General features: G+C 60.4%; 15 protein-coding genes. 2 read left to right on the top strand and 13 right to left on the bottom strand.

What is annotated here, in order from left to right:
- The first annotated feature begins 96 nt into the window (after positions 1 to 96).
- Entirely contained in the window at positions 97 to 2073 is a 1977-nt protein-coding gene (locus ACWPWQ_RS12505; RefSeq protein ID WP_202045767.1) for a Lon protease family protein, read from the top strand.
- Positions 2074 to 2151: 78 nt separating this feature from the next.
- On the top strand, positions 2152 to 2712 hold the full coding sequence (gene fabA, locus ACWPWQ_RS12500) for a 3-hydroxyacyl-[acyl-carrier-protein] dehydratase FabA (RefSeq protein WP_042648253.1): 561 nt from the start codon (positions 2152 to 2154) through the stop codon (positions 2710 to 2712).
- An 83-nt stretch (positions 2713 to 2795) separates the two neighbouring features.
- Here the strand turns inward: fabA and rmf are convergent, their stop codons facing one another.
- The 13 genes from rmf to ACWPWQ_RS12435 form a co-directional block, all read right to left on the bottom strand.
- Positions 2796 to 2975, bottom strand: coding sequence for a ribosome modulation factor (gene rmf / locus ACWPWQ_RS12495; protein WP_005315693.1), 180 nt, complete (start codon positions 2973 to 2975; stop codon positions 2796 to 2798).
- Positions 2976 to 3133: 158 nt separating this feature from the next.
- Positions 3134 to 4780: a DUF3466 family protein gene (locus tag ACWPWQ_RS12490; protein WP_454009904.1), complete on the bottom strand. Its 1647-nt coding sequence runs from the start codon at positions 4778 to 4780 to the stop codon at positions 3134 to 3136.
- A gap of 8 nt (positions 4781 to 4788) precedes the next feature.
- The gene (gene uup / locus ACWPWQ_RS12485; RefSeq protein WP_202045769.1) at positions 4789 to 6699 is read right to left on the bottom strand and encodes an ATP-binding cassette ATPase Uup; all 1911 of its coding nucleotides are present in this window, start codon (positions 6697 to 6699) and stop codon (positions 4789 to 4791) included.
- A 68-nt stretch (positions 6700 to 6767) separates the two neighbouring features.
- Positions 6768 to 6998 carry a glutaredoxin family protein gene (locus tag ACWPWQ_RS12480; RefSeq protein ID WP_454009903.1) on the bottom strand — a complete coding sequence of 77 codons (231 nt, stop codon included), beginning with the start codon at positions 6996 to 6998 and terminating at the stop codon, positions 6768 to 6770.
- Positions 6998 to 9169, bottom strand: coding sequence for a bifunctional 23S rRNA (guanine(2069)-N(7))-methyltransferase RlmK/23S rRNA (guanine(2445)-N(2))-methyltransferase RlmL (gene rlmKL / locus ACWPWQ_RS12475; RefSeq protein WP_454009902.1), 2172 nt, complete (start codon positions 9167 to 9169; stop codon positions 6998 to 7000). Before rlmKL ends, ACWPWQ_RS12480 begins: the two co-directional genes overlap by 1 nt.
- Positions 9170 to 9454: 285 nt before the next feature.
- Positions 9455 to 9991: a cell division protein ZapC gene (locus ACWPWQ_RS12470; RefSeq protein WP_454009901.1), complete on the bottom strand. Its 537-nt coding sequence runs from the start codon at positions 9989 to 9991 to the stop codon at positions 9455 to 9457.
- Positions 9992 to 10076: 85 nt separating this feature from the next.
- On the bottom strand, positions 10077 to 11087 hold the full coding sequence (gene pyrD / locus ACWPWQ_RS12465; RefSeq protein WP_005329600.1) for a quinone-dependent dihydroorotate dehydrogenase: 1011 nt from the start codon (positions 11085 to 11087) through the stop codon (positions 10077 to 10079).
- 46 nt (positions 11088 to 11133) lie between these two features.
- On the bottom strand, positions 11134 to 15975 hold the full coding sequence (locus ACWPWQ_RS12460) for an NAD-glutamate dehydrogenase (RefSeq protein ID WP_454009900.1): 4842 nt from the start codon (positions 15973 to 15975) through the stop codon (positions 11134 to 11136).
- 448 nt (positions 15976 to 16423) lie between these two features.
- Complete coding sequence (locus tag ACWPWQ_RS12455; RefSeq protein ID WP_139434462.1) at positions 16424 to 16645, bottom strand: DUF2835 family protein; 222 nt, start codon at positions 16643 to 16645, stop codon at positions 16424 to 16426.
- Between the two features lie 63 nt (positions 16646 to 16708).
- On the bottom strand, positions 16709 to 19333 hold the full coding sequence (pepN, locus tag ACWPWQ_RS12450) for an aminopeptidase N (protein ID WP_454009899.1): 2625 nt from the start codon (positions 19331 to 19333) through the stop codon (positions 16709 to 16711).
- 139 nt (positions 19334 to 19472) lie between these two features.
- The gene (gene prc / locus ACWPWQ_RS12445; RefSeq protein ID WP_139434458.1) at positions 19473 to 21485 is read right to left on the bottom strand and encodes a carboxy terminal-processing peptidase; all 2013 of its coding nucleotides are present in this window, start codon (positions 21483 to 21485) and stop codon (positions 19473 to 19475) included.
- A gap of 8 nt (positions 21486 to 21493) precedes the next feature.
- Positions 21494 to 22132 carry an RNA chaperone ProQ gene (gene proQ / locus ACWPWQ_RS12440; RefSeq protein ID WP_139434456.1) on the bottom strand — a complete coding sequence of 213 codons (639 nt, stop codon included), beginning with the start codon at positions 22130 to 22132 and terminating at the stop codon, positions 21494 to 21496.
- Positions 22133 to 22233: 101 nt separating this feature from the next.
- The gene (locus ACWPWQ_RS12435; RefSeq protein ID WP_454009898.1) at positions 22234 to 22692 is read right to left on the bottom strand and encodes a GAF domain-containing protein; all 459 of its coding nucleotides are present in this window, start codon (positions 22690 to 22692) and stop codon (positions 22234 to 22236) included.
- Between the last annotated feature and the right edge of the window lie 50 nt (positions 22693 to 22742).

Raw genomic sequence — 22742 nt, 5'->3', positions numbered from 1 at the left:
ATATTATGTTAAATGACATGTGCTTGTTTCCTGTTACCGCCAATTGAACTGTGTATAATGGAAACAATTGATCCTATCCCCGACCGGATGTCTTAAGTGGCTGAATTAACATCAGAACAATTAAAACCCGCTTTCACGATTGAGCAGTTCCCCACACTCAGCGAGCTCGAACCCATCCCTTTTGCCGCCCTGCAACCCAGAGCCATTTCCGGCATCAAGCGACTGGCCAGTTTTGATGGTGACTGCCCGGTCATGCTGCTCAACGGCTTCCCGGGTGCGGATTATGAGAGCGTCTGCCAGACCTTGATCGCCTCTTCCAATGGCAAGGATGGCGACCTGTTCGATCTCTGCTACACCGAGAACCTCAACAACCCGTTCAAGCCTATCTGGCTACGCCTGCAACCCGGTACCGGGTTTGAATTCTGCGAGATGGTTGGCGAGCTGCTCAAGCTGATGAGCCATCATCTGGATGCCGAGCGCCTGGTCACCCGCATCATCCGCAAGCAGGAAAATGACCCCAAGATCGTGGACTTTCTCTCCGATCTGGCGGCGCACGTGGCCCAGGGGCTCGAATTCCAGCACCCGGTGCTCATCAACCTGCTGATCCATCACGAAGAGCAGCAAGCGCCCGTCATCTATGGCCGGGACTTGAACTGGGACACTCTGTTTGGCTCCATCAACTACCAGACCGAGCAAGGCTCCGTCTATGCCAACCAGCACTTGCTGGAGCCGGGTCTGCTGCGGGAAGCCAACGGCGGCTACCTCATCTTGCAACTCGACGAGCTGCTCGATCAGCCCCATCTCTGGTTCAAGCTCAAGAACGCCATGCAAAAAGGCGAGCTGGACTGGAATGCCTATCAGGAAGGCAAGACCCTGACCCCCTTCTTCACCCCAGAGGCCACGCCTATCCGGTTCAAACTGATCCTGGTGGGCGACCGGCTGGATGTGGCCGAGTTCCAGATGCTGGACAGGGACATGTCCGAGCGCATCTTCCTGCGCGCCGATCTGGTATCCGAGGTGAACATCGAAGAGGACTTGCCCGAGTTTCTGCAATACCTGGCCTGGCTGCGGCTGCGCTGGAACCTGCTGGACTTCACTCCGGGTGCCCTCCTCGCCCTGTGTCGCCATGCCAGTCGTCTCTGTGACCATCAGGAGTGGCTCTCCCTCTCGGAGGTGCAGCTCAGCGCCATCATGCGCATGGCTGACAGCCTGGCCCGGGAGCTGGAGGCGGAGAAGGTGACCGATGAGCACATACTGCTCGCCCTGGAGGAGCAGGATTACCGTCTCAACTACCTGGTGGAGCAATCCGATCAGGGGGTCATCGATGGCCAGATCCTGCTGCAGACCGACGGTGAAGAGGTGGGCCAGATCAACGGCCTCTCCGTCATCCAAGTGGCCGGTCATCCCTATGACTTCGGTGAACCGGTGCGACTGACCGCCACTGTGCATCTGGGGGATGGCGACGTGGCCGACATCGAGCGCAAGGCTGAGCTCGCCGGCCACATTCACGCCAAGGCGATGATGATCATCCACGGCTATCTCTCCAACAAGTTCGGCGCAGAGAACCCCTCGCCGCTCTCGGCAAACCTGGTGTTCGAGCAGTCCTATCACGAGATTGACGGCGACAGCGCCTCCCTGACCGGTCTGTGCGCCCTGCTCTCTGCCCTCGCCCGCCAGCCGATCTCCCAGCGTTTCGCGGTGACCGGCGCGGTCGATCAGTTCGGCAACGTGCAGGCTGTGGGTGGCGTCAACGAGAAGATCGAAGGCTTCTTCCGGGTGTGCAAGATCCACGGCATCACCGGCAAGCAAGGCATCATACTGCCAGGTACCAACGCTCAGCAGCTCAACCTCTCCGATGAGGTGATTGCCGCCGTCGAAGCGGGTCAGTTCCATATCCACCCGGTGGATCATGTGGAAGAGGCCATCGAATTGCTGACCGGTTGTGTGGCCGGCGAGCCTGACATGCCGGATACCCTGTTTGGCCGGATCCAGGACAGACTGGATGAACTCAATGGCACTGCCCCCAAGAGTGGCGTGCTGCGCAACCTGCTGGGCCGTCTATTCGGCCTCTAAATAAAGTGATCGGAGTTGTTTAGCGAACAACTGTAAGCTAAATTGGCCCGGCTTTGACCCATATGAAGGATAAACAGCGTGACCCTAGATAACGACACCACTAATACCCACCTCTCCCTGTGTGAACAAGGTAAAGAGTCGTTTACCCGTGAAGAGCTGCTTGCCTGCAGCCGTGGCGAATTATTTGGTGAGGGTAACAGCCAACTGCCCGCCCCCAACATGCTGATGATGGATCGCATCGTCAAGATCAATGACAACGGTGGTGAACACGGCAAAGGCGAAATCCTGGCCGAACTCGATATCACCCCGGACCTCTGGTTCTTCGACTGCCATTTCCCTGGCGACCCCGTCATGCCTGGCTGTCTGGGGCTCGATGCCATGTGGCAGCTGGTCGGTTTCTTCCTTGGCTGGAAAGGCGGTCCGGGCAAGGGACGCGCTCTGGGCGTTGGCGAGGTGAAATTCACCGGCCAGATCCTGCCGACCGCCAAGAAAGTGACCTACAAGATCACCTTCAAGCGCGTCATCAACCGCAAGCTGGTGATGGGTATTGCCGACGGCGTGGTCGAGGTGGATGGTCGTCCCATCTACAGCGCGACCGACCTGAAAGTGGGTCTGTTCAAAGACACCACCGCATTCTGATCTGCTCTGACCCTGTCAGAGAGTGACAACGTAAAGGGGCCGCCATGGCCCCTTTCCTTTTGTAATGAGTGATGAAGTCTCGGTTACTTCATGAAGAGGCCTGAGCCTCGCCCCTCCATGGCGTCGCGCCAACCACCAAGCCAGTGCCCTCTGGCATCCAGGCATTGATACGGACACGCTTCTTTCTGTTTGCCGACTACGCCAGCCTGATAACCACGAGCGCGAGCTCTCTCCAGACGGTCCCGTTTCTGTCTCTTCATCATCTACGACCCTCTTCGTGGAACAAAAAAAGCGACCAAGTTTTCACCGGTCGCTTTCATCTTTACCCCAGGGGGGGAGCAGGGTCAAACAAAAAATTCCATGCTATTCAGACGTTGTGACACAAGATACTGAACTGCATTAATTTTTGATGACACATTTTTTATCGCTGGTAACGGCGCAGCCAGGCGAAGGGCAAGGCCAGCAGAGTCAACCAGAACAGGCTGCCACCACCGCCATCTTCACCATCCTGACCGGTCTGGTTGTTGACAGGCGCATTGCTGACCACGTAGTTGGCCGGCGTGTTGCCCTGATAGTCCGCCACGGCCGGCGTCAGCTTGACGGCGACCACGGTCGCGTTGGTGCGCAGGTTCAGATCGCTCTCGCTGTTGTAGCGATAGGCGGTGGCGGCTATGGTGCCATCACTGCTGATGCCGCTGGCATAGGCGATGTGGTAATACTTGCCATTCTGGGCACACTGCTTGGCGCCGGCATCATCCAGACCACAGATCAGGTCGTTCAGGTACCAGTTGTTGCTCGGGGACGCCGCATTGAGCAGGAAGGCTTCCTGCATGCGGTTGGTGCCGTTGGCCACAGGCTGGGTCTGATGGCGGGAGTCACGCCAGCCGACCACCATGTTGTGATCGTTGATGGCCGCGCCCTCTGAGCCGGAGCCGGAGAGCGGCTTGTCCTGCAGGGGGATGCTGGCTGCCGTGCCCGGGTTGTTCAGATTGAACAGGAACATCTCGGTCGGCCGGTTCTGACCCTTGTTGATGCTGTAACGCTGGTTACCGATCACATAGCCATTCTCGTTGACAGACACAGCCCAACTATTTTGCAGCACACTGTCATCCTTGCCCGGCTCGCCATCGGGCAGCGGGATGATCTTGGTGGCTCCCACAGTGCCGGCATCGAGGTTCAGGGTCCAGTAGCTGGCCAGGTTGCGGCCGTCGAGATCCCCCGACCCTACCTCACCGGTGGAGCTGTAGCCCACGCCGTACAGGGTGCCATTGAAGGTCGCCGCACCGAATGCAGAGGCGGTCTGCAGCACTTCATCGCGCTGACGGCCATAGTCGGGGGCCTGTATCAGCTTGTTGAGGCCGCCCGAGCCATTGAGCAGCCAGAAGCTGGCCTGGGTATCGAGCCCGGGGCAGTAGCGGAAGTCGCCATACTCATCGTCATTGCCGGCGAAACACCAGTTATAGAAGTCACCGCCCACGTTGTGGCGGTACTTGCCGCTGGCGGCAGTCCCGGTCACCAGGTACTGGCCGTTGTCCAGCTTCTTGATGCTGGTCGGGACGCTCAGGCTGTGGGTGCCGGCGGCATCTTTCAGCTCGACCGGGTTGCCGTCATTGACGATGGCAAAGGCGGTGCGCAGCTTGCCATCCATCTTGTAACCCGCGCGATCGGTCGGGGCATCCCCCAGGGCCGTCACCAGGCCATCGGTCTGGGTGGTGGCGACATAGCCGATGCCGCTGCGCTGATCGACACCATCGAGGAAATCGCGGCGCCACTGGTAGGCAAAGCCCGGATTCTCATCCCAGAAGGAGTCACAGACGGAGCTTGAAAGGAAGCAACCCTGCTCGAAGCGGAAGCGATCGACCAGGAAGTCGGCAGAGCGCACGGTCGAGAAGTACTCGGCCATGTTGTTCTTGGTGTTTATCCCGATGAGTCCGCTGCCATCGGTACTGATCCCGCTGGCATATCCTTTGACTTCGTCATCGACAATGGTGAAGAAGGAGCTTTGTGCCGCCTGCGCGTTGAGGCTGGCGCCGACCAGGATGGCCAGCATGGATAATTGCTTTTTCATCTACTTCCTTAGTCTTGATGTTTCAACGCTTCCAACTCCTCCCAACGGGAGAAGGCGTGTTCCAATGCGGACTCTGCCGCATGCAATGCATCCAGTTTGGACTGGGTCTGCTCCGCCGGCAGGGAGAAGAACCCGGGATGGTTGATCTCCGCCTGCAGGGCATCGAGTTCCGTTTCCAGCTGCTCCAGCCGGGCTGGCAGATTATCCAGCTCCAGTTGCAACTTGTAAGAGAGTTTGCGTGTTTTTTTCGCTGGCTCAGCCGCCAACGCGACAGGCTCTGCCACCTTGGCCGCAGCCGCCTTGGTCGCCTGTTGCTGACTCTGCTGGGCCCGGGTGGCCATCATGTCGGCATAGCCGCCCACGTAGTCGCTAATCCGCCCATCCCCTTCAAACAGCCAGCAGCCGGTCACCGTATTGTCGATGAAACGGCGATCGTGGCTGACCAGCAGCAGGGTACCGGGGTAATCGGTCAGCAACTCTTCCAAAAGTTCCAGCGTTTCGACATCCAGGTCGTTGGTTGGTTCATCCAAAATCAACAAGTTACTGGGTTTGAGGAACAGCTTGGCCAACAGTAGACGGTTTTTCTCGCCCCCTGACAAGGCCTTGACCGGGGTCCGCGCCCGTTTGGGCTCAAACAGGAAGTCCTGCAGGTAGCCCAGGATGTGGCGGGAGCGGCCGCGCACCATCACTTCCTGCTTGCCCTCCCCCACGTTGTCCACCACGGTCTGCTCGGGATCGAGCTGCTCGCGGTACTGATCGAAATAGGCCACTTCCAGGTTGGTGCCGCCCTTGACCCGCCCGCGGCTCGGCTCGAGCTGACCCAGCAGGAGCTTGATGAGGGTGGATTTGCCGCAGCCGTTGGGGCCGACCAGAGCAATCTTGTCGCCCCGCAGCACCTGCAGATCCAGCCCCTGGAACAGGGTGCGATCGCCAAAGTCCAGGCCGAGCCCTTCGGTCTCGAACACCAGCTTGCCGGAGCGGTTGACGTCGTCCAGCTGCAGCTTGGCCTTACCCTGCAGCTCGCGGCGCTGGGAACGCTCCATGCGCATCGCCTCGAGGGCGCGCACCCGGCCTTCGTTGCGGGTGCGGCGGGCCTTGATGCCCTGGCGTACCCACACCTCTTCCTGGGCCAGCTTGCGGTCGAACTCGGCGTTTTTCAGCTCCTCGACCCGCAGCCACTCCTCCTTCCCTTGCAAGTACTGATCGTAATTGCCTGGCCAGGAGGTGATGGCGCCCCGATCGAGATCGATGATCCGGGTCGCCAGCTTGTGAATGAACTCCCGATCGTGGGAGATGAAGACGATGGCGCCGCGAAAATCCTTGAGGAACTCTTCCAGCCAGTTGATGGCGTCGATGTCCAGGTGGTTGGTCGGCTCGTCCAGCAGCAGCAGATCGGGGTCGCAGGCGAGCGCACGGGCCAGGGCCACCTTGCGCAGCCAGCCACCGGACAAACTGTCGAGGGTCACGTCGGGATCCAGCCCCAGCAGGGTCAACACCTGATTGATGCGGGTCTCGAGCTGCCAGCCGTTCTGATAATCGAGCTGCTCCTGCAATTCGCTCATCTTGCGGATGTTGGCATCGGAGGGATCGTGCCCCAGCTCCAGGGAGATGTGGTGATACTGCTTGAGCAGCTCCCCCACCCCGGCCAGCCCTTCGGCGGCATAGTCGAACACGGTCAGTTCGCTCGAGGCGGGAGGATCCTGCTCGAGACGGGTCACCTTCAAGTCCTGCTGCAACACCAGGCGGCCGTCGTCCAGAGAGAGCTCACCGGCGATGACCTTCATCAGGGTGGACTTGCCCGCCCCGTTGCGCCCCACCAGACAGAGGCGCTCGCCGCGCTCTATGGTCAGCTCGGCGTTGTCGAGCAGCGGGAAATCACTGAACGACAGACAAGCGCCGTGCAATGTCAAAAGTGCCATGTTTGTTCCTTGTTACTTATGAAAAAACGGGCGGCAGACTCTGCCCCCGTTTCATCGTCAAATCAGCCTCACCCCTGACGGGCAAGCCAGCCCTTGAGCTGTGCCAGGGTGAAGGGCCAGCCCAGTTCACGGCCGGTGTCATCCCGCAGCACCGGGATGCGCACCCGGTAGGCCGCAAGCCACTGCTCGTCCTCTAGGATGTCACACTGGCGAGTACTGGCGGCAAGGCCGGCCTCCTCCACCAGCGCCCAGGCCTGTTCGCACAGGTGGCAGCCGTCGGTGTGAAACAGGGTCAGCATCAGGCCTGCGTCTCGGCGTGGGTGATGATCCAGCAGTTGTGGATATGCTGGTTGCGCTCGAAATCCTTCGGCCGGGTCTTGCCGGTGATGTTCTGGGCCTTGAGGCCAGCGGCCTCGAGACCGGCCAGATCCATCTTGAAGTGACGCTTGTTGTTGGAGAACACCAGGGTGCCGTCCGCCGCCAGCAGGCGCTTGAGGTGCTGCATCAGCAGCAGGTGATCCCGCTGCACGTCGAAGCTCTCGTCCATCCGCTTGGAGTTGGAGAAGGTGGGCGGATCGATGAAGATGAGATCGTACTGATCCTCGGCCTCGGAGAGCCACTTCAGGCAATCGGCCTGGACGAACTTGTGGTGACGGCCCACCAGCGAGTTGAGCCGCATGTTGTCCTGCGCCCAGTTGAGGTAGGTGTGGGACATGTCCACCGTGGTGGTTTCGCTCGCCCCGCCAAGACCCGCGTGCACGGTGGCACTGCCGGTGTAGGCGAACAGGTTCAGGAAGCGCTTGCCGCGGGCCATCTGACCCAGCATGCGACGGGTCTGACGGTGATCGAGGAAGAGGCCGGTATCCAGGTAGTCGTAGAGGTTGACCCACAGACGGGCACCGTACTCCTGCACTTCCATCCGGTGCTGCTCTTCGGAGAGCTTCTGGTACTGCTGCTTGCCTTCCTGACGTTCGCGCACCTTGAGGATCACCTTCTCGCCGTCCATGCCGGTCACCTTGATGGCGGCCTGCACCATGTCGAGCAGACGCTGACGGGTCTTCTGGGCGGGGATGTCCTTGGGCGCGGCGTACTCCTGCACCACCAGGTAATCCCGATAGCGGTCGATGGCGGCGTTGTATTCCGGCAAATCCGCATCGTAGATGCGGTAGCAGTCGATGCCCTCTTTACTCGCCCACTTCTCCAGGGTCTTGAGGTTCTTGCGCAGACGGTTCGCGAAGTCCTGGGCCACCTCTTTCTGGGAGGCCACGGAGTCCAGCGCTATCTGGTAGTTGCGCAGCTGACACTCGAGCGCGCCGTTGAACAGGCGATACTGCTTGTCCGCCCGCAGGCGCAGGCAGCTCAGGAGCTCAGGGGAGGCAGACAGTATGGTGACCTTCCAGCCCTGGAAGCTGCGGCGCAGGGCATCGCCCAGGGCCTGGTGCACTTCCAGCAGGGCCGGGAACTCCCCCAGACGCTCGCCATAGGGCGGGTTGGAGATCAGCATGCCGATCTCGCGGGCCTCCCCTTCCACAGCAGGCATCGGCAGCGGGTTCTCGAGCGCAGTCACGTCGGCCTGCTTGAAGGTGATGAAGTGGGCCACCCCGGCCGCCTTGGCGTTGTCGCGGGCCTTCATCAGCACGCGAGGGTCGGCATCGCAGCCAAACAGCTTGGCTTCACAGCGCTGCATGCCGCGCTTGGCACGCACCTGGGCTTCCATCATCAGGCTCTGCCACAACTCACTATCGTGTTGCAGCCAGCGATCGAAACCGAAGCGTTCCCGGCGCAGGGCCGGCGCCATGTCGGCGGCGATGAAGGCCGCTTCGATGAGCAGGGTACCTGAGCCGCACATGGGGTCCATCATGGGCTCACCGGTCCAGCCGCTGCGGGCAATCATGGCGCAGGCCAGGTTCTCTTTGAGCGGCGCTTCACCTGTGCCCTGACGGTAGAAGCGCTGGTGCAGCGCCGGGCCGGACAGGTCCAGGGTGATGTTGGCCTTGCCCTTGCCCAGGTGCGCCATGATGCGGATGTCCGGCGACTTCTTGTCGACGTCCGGGCGCACGTGGCCACGCTTGGTGAAGCGGTCGACGATGGCATCCTTGATCTTGAGCGCGCCGTACTGGGTGTTGCGAATAGCCGGGTTGGTACCGGTGAAGTCCACGGCTATGGTGGCGGTGCCGGGGAAGTGCTCTTCCCAGGGAATGGTGTGGGCGCCGAGATAGAGATCCAGATCGTCGTTCATCTGGAATTCGGAGAGCACCAGCACGATGCGGGAGGCAAAACGGCTCCACAGGCAGGCCTTGTAGCCAATCGCCAGTTCGCCTTTGAAGTGGACGCCGGCCACGGTCTCACGGACCTGTTCCGCGCCCAGGGTGGTCAGCTCGACGGCCAGCAGGTTTTCCAGCCCCTTGGGGCAGGTTGCAAAAAAATCTTTCATCACGCTCACGGGGATGCCATAAAAATAGTGCCGCATTATACCTTATCGGCCCGCACTCGGCATCCGAACCTTGGGGTTCGCGCGAATATAAAGGGCGCTGGCCGGCGCAATTCCCCCCGTCCTTGCTCTTGTCGCCGGCACAGAGGGCGCGGGCAAGACGATGCAAATCAATATCCAGTGCAGAAGGGAGCACGTCAAACGGCGACGAAGTGACCCAAAGAAGCTGCCGCAACGGCATGGGAGAGACGAGCAATAAATAACCGGCTTCGGTTATTTTAAGGGCGTATGAATATCAACCAAAAATAACGTGCAGAGTCAGTATCAGCTGACCTGTCGATAATGTGCCTGGGCACGGGTCCTGGTCTGCATCCGGTTATTCATCACCTTGATCACCGCGAACCTTGGCAGGATCTTGCTGGCGGTCAGCACCAGTTCCTCGGTCAGGTTCAGGCAGACGCTCGCCTGATCGCCGGCCTCGATGACCATGAACTCTCCCCTGCCATGGGGAGTCTCCATCCACACCAGGGAGCCCATATCAGGCAAGCAATGAGTCTGCTGTTCATGAAAGAACCAGCTTTGTGGCATCAGAGGTTTATAAAAGCGGCTGACGGCGATGGCATTGAGTACCAGCTGAACCTGATGGGGAACACTCCAATCGAGTTCGGCGGCCTTGTCCATCAGCTGATAATAGAGGGCGGCATCGTCGACACAAAAAGGCTGGGTCGTGAAGGAGCTGGGGACGAGTTGTCGCCCCTTATATTCGGTGGCGAATATCATGCGATCGGATAAATCCAGCATCAGACGGTCATCCTGAGCATCATAATGCCACTGCCAATTGTCATTGGGTTGGATACACATGGAGTTGCCCTTACTTAAGCCGTTCCTCGACTTTATTCCATGTCGAGAATTTGAGCAACTTTAAATAAGGGCAACCGGTTATCTTTTAAATATGGGTAACGATCTCTTTGACCAGACTCGGGCCCTTATAAATAAAGCCACTGTAAATCTGGACCAGACTGGCACCCGCCGCTAATTTCTCCCGGGCGGCCATGGCGCTGTCAATACCACCCACCCCTATGATAGGCAGAGCCCCATTGAGGGCCTTGGCCAGCAGGCGGATCACCTCTGTGCTCTTGTGCTGGAGCGGACGGCCGCTGAGGCCCCCTGCTTCACCGGCATGGGGCATGTCATAAATCATGTCGCGCTCCAGGGTGGTATTGGTGGCGATGACCCCATCGATCCCGTTTTTGATCAAGGAGGCGGCAACCTGATTAATTTCATCCAGGCTGAGATCGGGGGCAATTTTAACGGCAAGGGGAACGTACTTCTTATATTGCGCGGCCAGCTCCTGCTGGCGAACCTTGAGGGCTGCCAGCAATTCATCGAGCGCCTCGCCATATTGCAGCGAACGCAGCCCCGGGGTGTTGGGGGATGAGATATTGACGGCAATATAACCGGCATGATCATAAACCTTGTCCATGCAGATCAGATAATCGTCCTTGCCCTGCTCGATGGGGGTGTCCTTGTTCTTGCCGATATTGATGCCGATCACCCCCTGATATTTGGCCTCTTTCACCTTGGCCACCAGATGATCGACACCCTTGTTGTTGAATCCCATGCGGTTGATGATCCCTTCCGCTGGAATTACCCGGAACAACCGCGGCTTGTCATTTCCGCTCTGGGGCTTGGGGGTCACAGTGCCTACTTCAATAAAGCCGAACCCCATGGCACCAAATGCGTCGATACACTCCCCGTCTTTATCGAGGCCAGCCGCCAGTCCCACCGGATTGGCAAAATTAAGCCCCATGACAGTGACGGGGCGTTGGGGGAGTGAATGACGGAAGAAACAATCGAGCGGTGTACCGAGAAGGCGGGGCAAATACTTGATGGAGAGATCGTGTGCCTGTTCGGGATTGAGTTTGAACAGAAAATGCCTGGCGAGGGGGTACAGCATGTTTGCTCCTTAAAAAAGCCCCGGCAACTGGCCGGGGCTTTTGGGGTTATGCCGAGGTTCGGCAATTCAACTGGAGCAGGTTCAACTCTCGCAAGGCCACCGAGAACTTGGCGAACTCGTGGGTGCTGGTGGTCTTGAAGTCGGCCAACATATGGGTCCAACGGGACAAGAGTTGCTCATGCTCCGAAATCCAGTCGGCCAGTATGGTAGCGCATTCTCCCTGCTCTTTGCACCCTTCCAGTACCACTGAGGTGAGGCTGCGTTGCTGCCAGTCCAGATCCTCGCGGAAGGAGGCCCGGGCCATCGCCTGCCAGTGGTTGCCCACCGGCTGATGGTTGATCTGCTCGAGGAACCAGTGCAGATCCAGCTTGGCACCGAGACGATAGTAGACGTTGGCGGCGCGCAGTATGTCGGTCTTGTGCTCAGCGGCAATCTGCGCCAGATCCAGGCTGGAGAACAGGCTGCTCATGTGGGCCACCCGACGGGCGATGGCTTCAGGTACCTGTTTGGCCACCAGGGCGGCGACGGCCTGGCGATGCTCGGCCACTTCGCTCTCGTCCATCACCTCGTAGAGGTGCTCCCCCAGGGTCTCGAAGGCCGGACGGAAGAAGGCGATGTTCTCGCCGATGCTCCAGCTGCGGTTGCGGGCACGCAGGAACCAGCGAGTGGCACGGCGCACGATGCGGCGGCTGTAGAACATCAGCTCGAGCTGGGTGTTGGCATCCACCAGGTTGTCGCAGCCTTCGATGTCGCGCCACAGGGTACCCAGTCCGAACACCTCCCGGGCCATGGCGAAGCAGCAAGCCACTTCGGCCACCGAGGCACCGGTCTCGTCCTTCATCCGGCTGGCGAAGTTGAGCCCCATGTCGTTGACCAGCATGTTGGCCACCCGGGTCGCGATGATTTCGCCACGCAGCGGGTGCTGAGCCAGCTCGGCACCGAACTGCTGCTGCAACTGGGCCGGGAAGCTGGTGACCAGCATGTTGGCGAGGAAGGGCTCCTCAGTCACTTCCGGGCAGTTGAGCTGCTCTTTCAGTACCATCTTGCCGTAGGCCACCAGCACCGCCAGCTCGGGACGGGTCAGCCCCTGCCCTGCCGCCATCCGCTCGGAGAGCTCCTCGTCGGAAGGCAGGAACTCCAGCACGCGGTCCAGCTTGCCTTCGCGCTCCAGCCCCTGGATGAAGCGTTGCTGCTCTTTCAACTGCTCGGCACCACGGAAGGCGGTGACCGAGATGGACTGGGACTGGCGATAGGCGTTGGTGATGACGATCTGGGCCACGTCGTCGGTCATCTCGTACAGCATCTGGTTGCGCTGCTTGAGGGTCATGTCTCCTGCGGCCACCAGCTGGTTCAGCAGTATCTTGATGTTGACCTCGTTGTCGGAGCAATCCACCCCGCCCACGTTGTCGGTGAAGTCGGTGTTGATGTGACCGCCCTGGCTGGCGTACTCCACCCGGCCAAGCTGGGTGAAGCCGAGGTTGCCGCCCTCGCCCACGATGCGGGCACGCAAGTCACGGCCATTGACCCGCAGCACGTCGTTGCTGCGATCCCCCACGTCGGCGTCGCTCTCGCGGGCGCTCTTCACATAGGTGCCGATGCCGCCGTTCCAGAGCAGGTCGACGTTGAGGCAGAGCAGTGCCTTGATCAGCTCGTTCGGGGCCATGCTGGCCTTGTCGGTGCCGAGCAGGGTCTGAATTTGCGGGCTCAGCTTGATGGACTTGGCGGAGCGCAGGAAGATGCCGCCTCCTGCCGAGATGAGCTCCCGGTTGTAATCATCCCAGCTCGAACCCGGCAGCTCGAACAGCCGCTGCCGCTCGACGAAGCTCCTGGCCGCATCGGGGGTCGGGTCGATGAAGATGTGCATGTGGTTGAAGGCGCCCACCAGCTGGGTGTGCTCGGAGAGCAGCATGCCGTTGCCGAACACGTCGCCGGCCATGTCACCTATCCCCACGCAGGTGAAGTCGGTGGTCTGGCAGTTGACGCCGATCTCGCGGAAGTGACGCTTGACCGATTCCCAGGCGCCGCGCGCCGTGATGCCCATCTTCTTGTGGTCATAACCGACCGAACCGCCGGAGGCGAAGGCATCGCCCAGCCAGTGGCCGTATTCCTGGCTTATTTCGTTGGCGATATCGGAGAAGGTGGCGGTGCCCTTGTCGGCGGCCACGACCAGGTAGTAGTCATCCTCGTCGTGACGCACCACGGATTTGGGCGGGATCACCTCTCCCTTGATGATGTTGTCGGTGACATCGAGCAGGCCGCGAATGAACAGGCGATAGCAGGCCTTGCCCTCTTCCTGGATGACGGCACGGGGCGCCCCCGCCGGCATCTGCTTGCAATAGAAGCCGCCCTTGGCGCCGACCGGCACGATGACGGTGTTCTTCACCTGCTGCGCCTTGACCAGACCCAGCACCTCGGTGCGGAAGTCTTCCTTGCGATCGGACCAGCGCAGGCCGCCACGGGCCACCTTGCCCCAGCGCAGATGCACCCCTTCCACCCGCGGCGAGTAGACGAAGATCTCGAATTTCGGCAGCGGCAGCGGCATGTCGGTGATGCTGGAGGGGGCCAGCTTGAAGGAGATGTAGGGCTTGGCCTGACCCTCCTGATCCGGCTGGTAGTAGTTGGTGCGCAGGGTGGCGTCGATCATCTCCATGTAGCGGCGGATGATGCGATCGTCGTCCAGGTTGGCCACCTGATCCAGCTTGGCGGCGAGCTGCTCGTGCAGCTTGGCCTGTACCTTGGCATCCTGCTTGATGGCGGGATTGAGGCGCTGCTCGAACAGGGTGAACAGCAGCTCTGCGATGTCGGGGTAACGGGTCAGCGTCTCCTCGATATAGGACTGGCTGAAGGAGACGCCGGTCTGGCGCATGTATTTCGCATAGGCGCGCAGCACAGAGACCTGACGACCGGTGAGGCCGGCCCCCAGCACCAGACGGTTGAAGCCGTCATCTTCCAGGGTCTTGTTCCAGATGGCGGCGAAGGCCTGCTGGAAGCGCTGCTGGCTCTGGGCCAGATCGAATGGCTGATCGCCGCGCAGCAGCATGGAGAAGTCGAGGATCCAGAAGATCTCGCCGCTCGGGGTCCGTACCTGATAGGGCGTCTCGCCGATGACGCGCAGCCCCATGTTTTCCAGCATGGGCAGCACATCGGAGAGGTGGATGGGTTCGGTGCGGTGGAACAGCTTGAGACGCACCCGGCGATCGTTCTCTTCTTCCTGGGCACGGTAGAACAGCATGCCCAGCGGCTCGGCTTCACTCAGGCCATCGAGGGCCATGATGTCGGCCACGGCAGAGCCCGGCAGCACGTCTTCCTTGTAAGCACGAGGGAAGGCAGTGCTGAAACGGCGGCGCAGTTCGTTGCCTCGGGCTTCCCCATAATGGGAGAGCAGCACGGAATCCAGGCGGTCATCCCAGCTGCGGGCCGCTTCAATCAGGTTGTTCTGTACTTCGTTCACATCCACATCCACGTTGTTGTTGTTGACCCGCACTATGTAGTGGGTCCGAGCCAGCACGCCTTCGGTGAAGTAGACGTTGAACTCCACCTCTTCGCTGCTGCCAAAATACTTCTGCAAGATCTGCTGGGTCTTGATCCGCAGCGCCGTGTTGTAGCGCTCCTTGGTGACATAGACCATGCAGGAGAAGAAGCGGCCGTAGACATCCCGGCGCACGAACAGGCGCAGCATGTCGCGCTCCTGCATCTCCAGCACGCCAAGACCGGTGGCCAGCAGCTCCTCTTCCCGGGCCTGGATCAGCTCGTCGCGGGGATAGGTCTCCAGCACGTTGAGCAGCGCCTTGTAGGCGTGGGAGCCCTTCTCGTGACCGGAGGCGGCCATGATGCGCTCGAGGCGGTGGCTGATGAGGGGGATCTGGGTGGCACTGGTGTTGTAGATGGAGGAGGCGTAGAGACCGATGAAGCGATCTTCCCCCACCACCTTGCCGTGTTCGTCGAAGCGCTTGATGCCGATGTAGTCCACATAGGCCGGGCGGTGTACCCGGGACTTGCTGTTGGACTTGGTGAGGATCAGCAGATCGGAGCTCAGGGCGGCGTGACGGGCGCTGGCGGGCATGATGCCAAGGCGCTGCCCCTCGTCCTTGATGGAATTCTTCATCAGCCCCAGGCTGGAGTCCGGCAGCGGCAGGATCTCGTGATCCCCCTCCACCGCCTTGACGTCATAACGGCGATAGCCCATCAGGGTGAAGTTGTGGGCGGCGACCCATTGCAGGAAGGCGACACAGGAGTCGACGTCTGCCTGGCTGACCGGGTTCTTGCGCTTGGGCAGCTCCTCGATGATCTCGTTGAGGCGACCCAGCATGGGCTGCCAGTCCCCGACCGCCAGGGCCACTTCCCTCGCCACCGAGTTGAGCTCGGCGGTCAGGGCCTCCATCTGTTCCTCATCCGTCAGATGATCGATCTCGATGAGGAAGGCGGTCTCGACCGAGGTCTGGGAGGCCGTGTTGTCGAGATCCAGGATGGCGCCTATCTTGCCATCGCCGCCGCGAATGAGGTGCAGCGGCTGGTGCAGCATCATGTGGGCCGTGATACCCCGGCGCTTGAGCGCCATGCGGATGGAGTCCACCAGGAAGGGAGAGTCCTGCAGGATGATCTCGACGATGGTATGGGGAGACTGCCATCCGTGGCGGGTCAGCTCGGGGTTGTAGACCCGGATATAGGGCTCTGTGCTGGTGCGCTGGTTGAGCGCATTCCACAGGCTGAGCGCCGCCCCGTAGAGATCGCTGTCATTGCGATCGTGCAGGTCGGTGCTCGCCATGTTGCCGTAGAACTTGGCGACGAAGCACTCGACCAGGGAGGCACTGTTCTTGGGCAATTTCTGATGGATCAGGCTGAGAACGTTTTCGAGCAGAACTGAGGTAGGGGCGTCTTTCAATGCCATTGCTAGTTTCCTTATCGGACGACATCACAGACACGGCGACATCCACCCAGGATGCACGCCGGTACAGAGTTGCTGCGAAGTGTAATGACTTGGATCGCGGAAGGCGAGCAAAGGTGATAACGGGATGTTAAAAACAAGGGGCAGATCACGGCTTGGGTTGTGATAAATTTTGCCAAGTCGCTAAAATTTAGAAAATCGCACTGGTTGTAAGGCGATTTACCGGATAGATAGTGACTTAAAGCAGATATTTACCCGGAATATTGTTCATGTTTTGTTAATTTATGCGTTTTGGGCTAACGGGGCGCTCATCCTCCTGCATTTGGCGCCGCAAGCAGGCGTATTCCCCTCTACAGAAGGCTCACACCAGCGGTTCGACTACGGCAAGCGACCCTTTCGAGGCAGAGGCCACCGGGATGAGCCGAGAAGGGGCCGCTCTCTTCGACTCGCCTCAGGCGAGCCTCTCCAGGCGAACAAAGCGGTGATCTTCCTGGGTGACCAGCCGAAAGTGACCGTGCACCCCGTTGACGCTGACGAAGGAGCGGATCTTTTCCAGGCCCAGCTCTATGGTCAACCCCTGCTCGGTGCGCACCACCAGGCGTCTGGCCTGGCCCTGGTACATCAGCATGATCTCGTCGCGGCTGAGGGCCAGCCGAAAGGTGTACTGCCTCATACCCTCTCCTCTTGATGAAAAACGGGCAGGAGAGCCTGACTCCCCTGCCCGTGACCGGCACCCTTACTGCGCCAGTGCCTTGCTTACCTTCTCGAACAGATCCCGCGCCAGCCCCTCGAGGTTGGCCAGACGGGTCAGCTCGGCCCGGACGAGCGTCTTGCGCCCCTCATCCAGTCGCTTGAACTGGATGAGCGGGGTGATGAGGCGGGACGCCACCTGGGGATTGACCTCGTTGAGCGTGATCAAGAGATCGGTCAGGAAGCGATAGCCGCTGCCATCCACCGCGTGGAACTGCACCTGGTTGTTCATGGCGAAACTGCCGATGAGCGCCCGCAGCCGGTTCGGGTTGCGGATGCTGAAGGTGGGGTGGCTCATCGCCTGTTTCACCTCATCCAGCACGTCGGCGGCAGGCTTGCAGCCCACCAGGCGCAGCCAGTTGTCCAGCACCAGGCCGTCATGGGCCCACTTGCCCTCAAAATCGGCCAGCAGTGCGGCGCGGCATGGCAGCAGATAGCCGTTGGCCACCTGCAGCGCCGCCAGGGTGTCGGTCATGTTGTCGGCGGTGGCATACTGCTCGCGCACCAGTGCATCGGCCTGCTCCGCATCCAGCGCCGCCAGATAGCCGAGTACCACCCCCTTGAGGGCGCGCTTGGCGGTGTCGGCATGGATCACCCTGTACCCCGTCAGCCGCAGGCTCTCATAGGTAGCCGCCAGACGCGCGCCGAAGGCCTCGGCGAGCTGGCCATGGATGGCATCACGCACCCGATGGATGGCATCGATATCGGCCACCTCGAACAGCTCGGCCAGGGTCGCCTCACCGGGCAGCGCCAGGATCTCCGCCTTGAGGGCCGAGTCCAGCTCGCTATCGTCCAAAATGGCGACGAAGGCCGCCAGCAGGGTTGGGGAGAGCGCAACCCCCTGCCCTTGCTGCACCCGTGCCACCCCGTCGATGACCGCCTTGTTGATCAGCATCTGGGCCGCATCCCAGCGGGCAAACTCGTTGCGGGCATGGCGCATCAGGAAGGCCAGGGCCTCGTCGCTGTAGTCATAGTGCAGCTTGACCGGGGCGGAGAAATCCCGCAGCAGGGAGGGCACCGGCTTGACCTGCACCCGATCGAACAGGAAGGTCTGCTCTTCTTCCAGCACATCGAGCACGTTGCCGATGGCCTTGCCCTGGTACTGCAGCGCAATGACGGCACCCTGCTCGTCATAGAGTTCGATGTCGAGGGGGATGTGCAGCGGCAATTTTTGCGGCTGATCCTGGGTCGGCGGCGTGTGCTGGCGCACGTGCAGGCGATAGACGCCACTGGCGGCATCGTAGTCGTCGGTCACGGTGAGCTCGGGGGTGCCGGACTGGCTGTACCAGCGGCGGAAGCGGCCGAGATCCACCCCGGAGGCATCCTCCATCGCCTGCACGAAGTCATCGCAGGTGGCGGCCGAGCCGTCGTGACGCTCGAAGTAGAGGCGCATGCCGGCCTGGAACTTATCCTCCCCCAGCAGGGTGTGCAGCATGCGGATCACTTCCGAGCCCTTCTCGTAGACGGTCAGGGTGTAGAAGTTGTTCATCTCTATCACCACATCCGGGCGAATGGGGTGAGCCATGGGGCCGGCATCTTCGGCAAACTGCGGACCGCGCACGGTACGCACGTTGTTGATGCGGTTGACGCCACGTGAGCCCAGATCCGAGGAGAACTCCTGATCCCGGAACACCGTCAGCCCCTCTTTGAGGCTGAGCTGGAACCAGTCGCGGCAGGTGACGCGGTTGCCAGTCCAGTTATGGAAGTATTCGTGGGCGATGACCCGCTCTATGCCGTGGTAGTCGCCGTCGGTGGCGGTAGCCGGGTTGGCCAGCACGAACTTGGAGTTGAAGATGTTGAGCCCCTTGTTCTCCATGGCGCCCATGTTGAAGAAGTCCACCGCGACAATCATGTAGATGTCGAGGTCATACTCGAGGCCGAAACGCTGCTCGTCCCAGCGCATGGCGTTGATGAGGCTCTCCATGGCGAAACCGGCTCTGTCCAGGTTGCCCTTGTCGACGAAGATCTCCAGGGCTACCTTGCGGCCGCTTTGGGTGGTGTAGCTACCCCGCTCCACGTCGAAGTCGCCGGCCACCAGGGCAAAGAGGTAGCTCGGCTTGGGGAAGGGATCCTGCCACTGCACGAAGTGGCGACCGCCGTCCAGCTCGCCGCTCGCAACCTTGTTACCGTTGGAGAGCAGATAGGGGTATTTGGCCTTGTCGGCGGTGATCCGGGTGCTGTAGCGGGCCAGGATGTCGGGCCTGTCCAGGTAATAGGTGATGCGGCGAAAGCCCTCCGCCTCACACTGGGTGCAGTAGGCATCGCCGGACTTGTAGAGCCCCTCCAGCGCTGTGTTGGCGGCGGGATCCAGATCCGTGACTATGGTCAGCACGCACTCGGCGGGCAGGTTGAACAGGGTCAGGCAGCTCTCCCCCTGCTCGAACCGGGTGAAGGGGACGCCGTCCACGCTGACGCTGTGCAAGACCAATCCTTCCCCGTCCAGCACCAGGGGCTCGTTGTGCTCGCCGCTGCGGCGCAGCCGGGAGATGGCGGTCACCCGGGTCAGGGGTTCCTGCAGCTGAAAATCGAGATCGATGCTGTCGATCCAGTAGAGGGGCGCCCGGTAATCCTGGCGATACTTGGCCGTCATGGCCTGGGAGTGATCGGTCATTATTGTCTGCTTCCACGCATTGTTATCAACGTGTCAGAGGCTGTCACAAGGATCCCGCAGGGTCAAATAGTTTGCATTCAGCCAAAAGAGAGGGCGACCTGAGTCGCCCTTGCATTCATGTGGATGCCAGCCCGGACATTCAGCCCTTGCTGAGTCTCGCCAGATCCGCCGTGATGTTCGCGGCTTCGATCTGATACTCGTCGGGGGCCTCGAAATCGGCAGGCAGTTCATCCAGGCTCTTCACCGTCGGCTTGCCAAGGCGGGTCAGTCGCTCGTTGGCTCGCGCCAGCGCCTTCTCGTCCTGCTTGGCCTGATCCGCCAGTCGCTCGGCTTCGTTCAGGGAGACCGACTTCTTGTCCTTGTCCTCCTGATACTCCTTGATGTCCTGCATCACGTAGGCAAATTCAGGATCCTTGGCGATCCGCGCCTCGTGAGCCGACTTCAACCTGGGCAGCAGACTGGAGAAGTCCCCCAGCTTGTCGTAACTGGCCGAAGCTATCTTGTCCCAGGGCAGGGCGTTGAACTCCCGGCTCTCCCCGGTCTCGTCCGGCGAGACGGCGGTCGGGAAGTCGATGTCCGGCGCCACCCCCTTGTTCTGGGTGCTGCCGCCATCAATCCGGTAGAACTTGGCGATGGTGTACTGCACGTGACCCAGCGGCTGCTCGTAGAAGTCGTAGACCTTGGCGAGGCTGCGATGCTGCTGCACCGTCCCCTTCCCGAACGAGTTCTCGCCGAGGATCAGGGCGCGGCCGTAGTCCTGCATGGCGGCGGCGAAGATCTCGGAGGCCGAGGCGCTGTAGCGGTCGATCATCACCGACATGGGGCCGCCGTAGTAGACGTTGCCGTCATCGTCACCATTGACGGTGATACGACCCATGTGATCACGAATTTGCACCACGGGACCACTGGCGAAGAAGAGACCGCTCAGGGCGGAGGCCTCGGTCAGGGCGCCGCCGCCGTTGCCGCGCAGGTCGACGATGAGACCATCGATCTTCTGCTTGTTGAGGCTGGAGAGCTCCTTGATGACGTCGTCATGGAGATTGACGTAGAAGCTCGGGATCTCGAGTACCCCTATCTTCTTGCCTTCGGCGTTGATCACCTTGGACTTGGCGGCCCTGTCTTCCAGGCGCACCTTGTCGCGGGTCAGCTCCACCAGCTCGGTCTTGGCGGTCGCGCCCTTGCCGCGCTGGATCTCCAGCTTCACCTTGCTGCCCTTGGGCCCCTTGATGAGTTCGACCACGTCATCGAGACGCCAGCCGATCACATCGACAATCTTGCCATCGTCCTGCCCTACCCCGGTGATCTTGTCATCGGGTTTGAGGTGGTTGGACTTGGCCGCCGGGCCGCCGGGCACCAGGGAGCGGATGACGGTGAAGTCATCTTCCGCCTGCAGCACGGCACCTATGCCCTCCAGCGAGAGGTTCATCTCGGTGTTGAAGCGATCGGCGCTGCGCGGCGAGAGGTAGCTGGTGTGGGGCTCGATGGCACGGGCGAAGGAGTTCATGAAGAGCTGGAACACATCCTCGCTCTCGGTCTGGGACATCCGCTTGATGGCGTTGTTGTAACGCTTGCCAAGCAGCTCCTTGATCTCGGGCCACTCCTTGCCGCTGAGCTTGAGGCTCAGGGCATCGAACTTGACCCGTTGACGCCACAGCTCGTTGAGCTCGGCCTCGTCTTTGGGCCAGGGAGCCCCTTCCCGATCGAAGATGTAATTGTCAGGCTGGGTGAAATCCAGGGGAGTGTCGAGCAGTTTGAGGGCGTATTCGAACCGCTCGTAACGCCGCTGCTGACTCAGGTTGAACATCTCGTAGGCCGGAGCCAGACGCCCTCTCTCGAGGTCGGTGTCAAAACCGGTACGGTACTTTTCAAAACGGCTGATGTCAGAGGCCAGAAACAGGTTGCGGCTGTAGTCCAGATTCTCCAGATATTTGTCAAATATCACGGAGGAAAAGGCATCGTCCAACTTGAACTGTTTGTAGTGAGAGCGGGTAAACAGATTGGCAATTCGCTTGCTGGCCGTAGCATGTTGGCTCTCCTGAGCCAACACAGGCAAATCACTTTCCTTGAGCACCGGCTCGATGGCCTGTGCGAGCCCGGCGAGCGCCAGGCTACAGGCAACGAGGGAAAAACGAATCACGCCATGCTTCAACATTCGTCTCCTTAGAGAACCAGATGCTCGAACTTGACCCGCAGCATCATGCCGGTCTGCAATTGAACCTGTACGTCATCCTTGGTCACTTCCTTGATGGTCGCAGGCACGGGAGACTTGCCCAGCACGACGCGCACGCCTTGATCCACTTTCAGGGTGGCGGCATCCACTTTGACCAGGGGAGCATCGGCTACAGGCGCGGCCTTGGGAGCGGACCTGGGCTTGTCGGAGCGAGGAGCATCGGCCTTGCGCGGCGCGTTGCGGCGCGGCTGCTTGGGCTTGTCTTCCTTCTCCTTGGTGTTGGTGCGGCGGCTGGCAAAGACACGCTCTTTGCTCTCCTTGAGGGCCTGTTTGGCATGTTCGATGTGCTCTTCGGTCAGCAGCTCACCGGGGTTGCCATCCAGATCGACACGGGCCTGGCCAGCCTTGAGGCCATGCAGGTAACGCCAGCTGGAGGTGTATTGACGCAGAGCAGAGCGCAGCATGGTCTTGGAGACTCTCTCGTCATCAGCAAGACGCGCGGCCAGATCCTGGAAGATGCCAATCTTGAGTGGCTTGGCCTCTCCTTCAGCGATGAAGCAGGCCGGGAATTTCTCGACCAGGTAGGCAACGATCTCTTTACTGTTCTTCAGCTTTTCAGTGTTTTCCATGTATAACCTTGGCTTTCATATAGACGCACGGGCATGCCCGAACACAACAAAGGCCCTATTATAGAGAGCTTGGGACCTTTTGCGAACCATCTAGCAATGACTTAGAGCATGCTTTCCAAAATTTGCACCGCTTCTTCGAGGCCAATCCGGTCCTCCTGGTCGAAACGGTTAAAAATCGGACTATCCACGTCCAGCACCCCGATGATCTCACCACCGCGACGCAGCGGAATCACGATTTCCGAATTGCTGGCGCCGTCGCAGGCGATGTGACCCGTGAACTGGTGTACGTCGTCCACCAGCTGGGTCTTGCCCTCGGCCACCGCCGTGCCACAGACACCGCGGCCCACCGGAATGCGCACGCAGGCCGGCTTGCCCTGGAAGGGGCCGAGCACCAGGGTCTCCCCTTGCAACAGATAAAAACCGACCCAGTTGATGTCGGCCAGCTCCTGATTGAGCAGGGCAGACAGGTTCGCCAGGTTGGCAATCAGGTCGGGTTCACCCTCCAGCAGCGCCTGGGCTTGTTGGTTGAGGGTGCGATAAAATGCTTGTTTTTCAATCATGATTAAATGAACTTCACTCCTTGATAATGAATGCAAGGTACCGACCTGCC

The organism is Aeromonas sp. Marseille-Q7275 (assembly GCF_965119515.1).
Note: the sequence above shows the minus strand (reverse complement) of the source record. Positions and strands in the feature narration are given on the sequence as shown.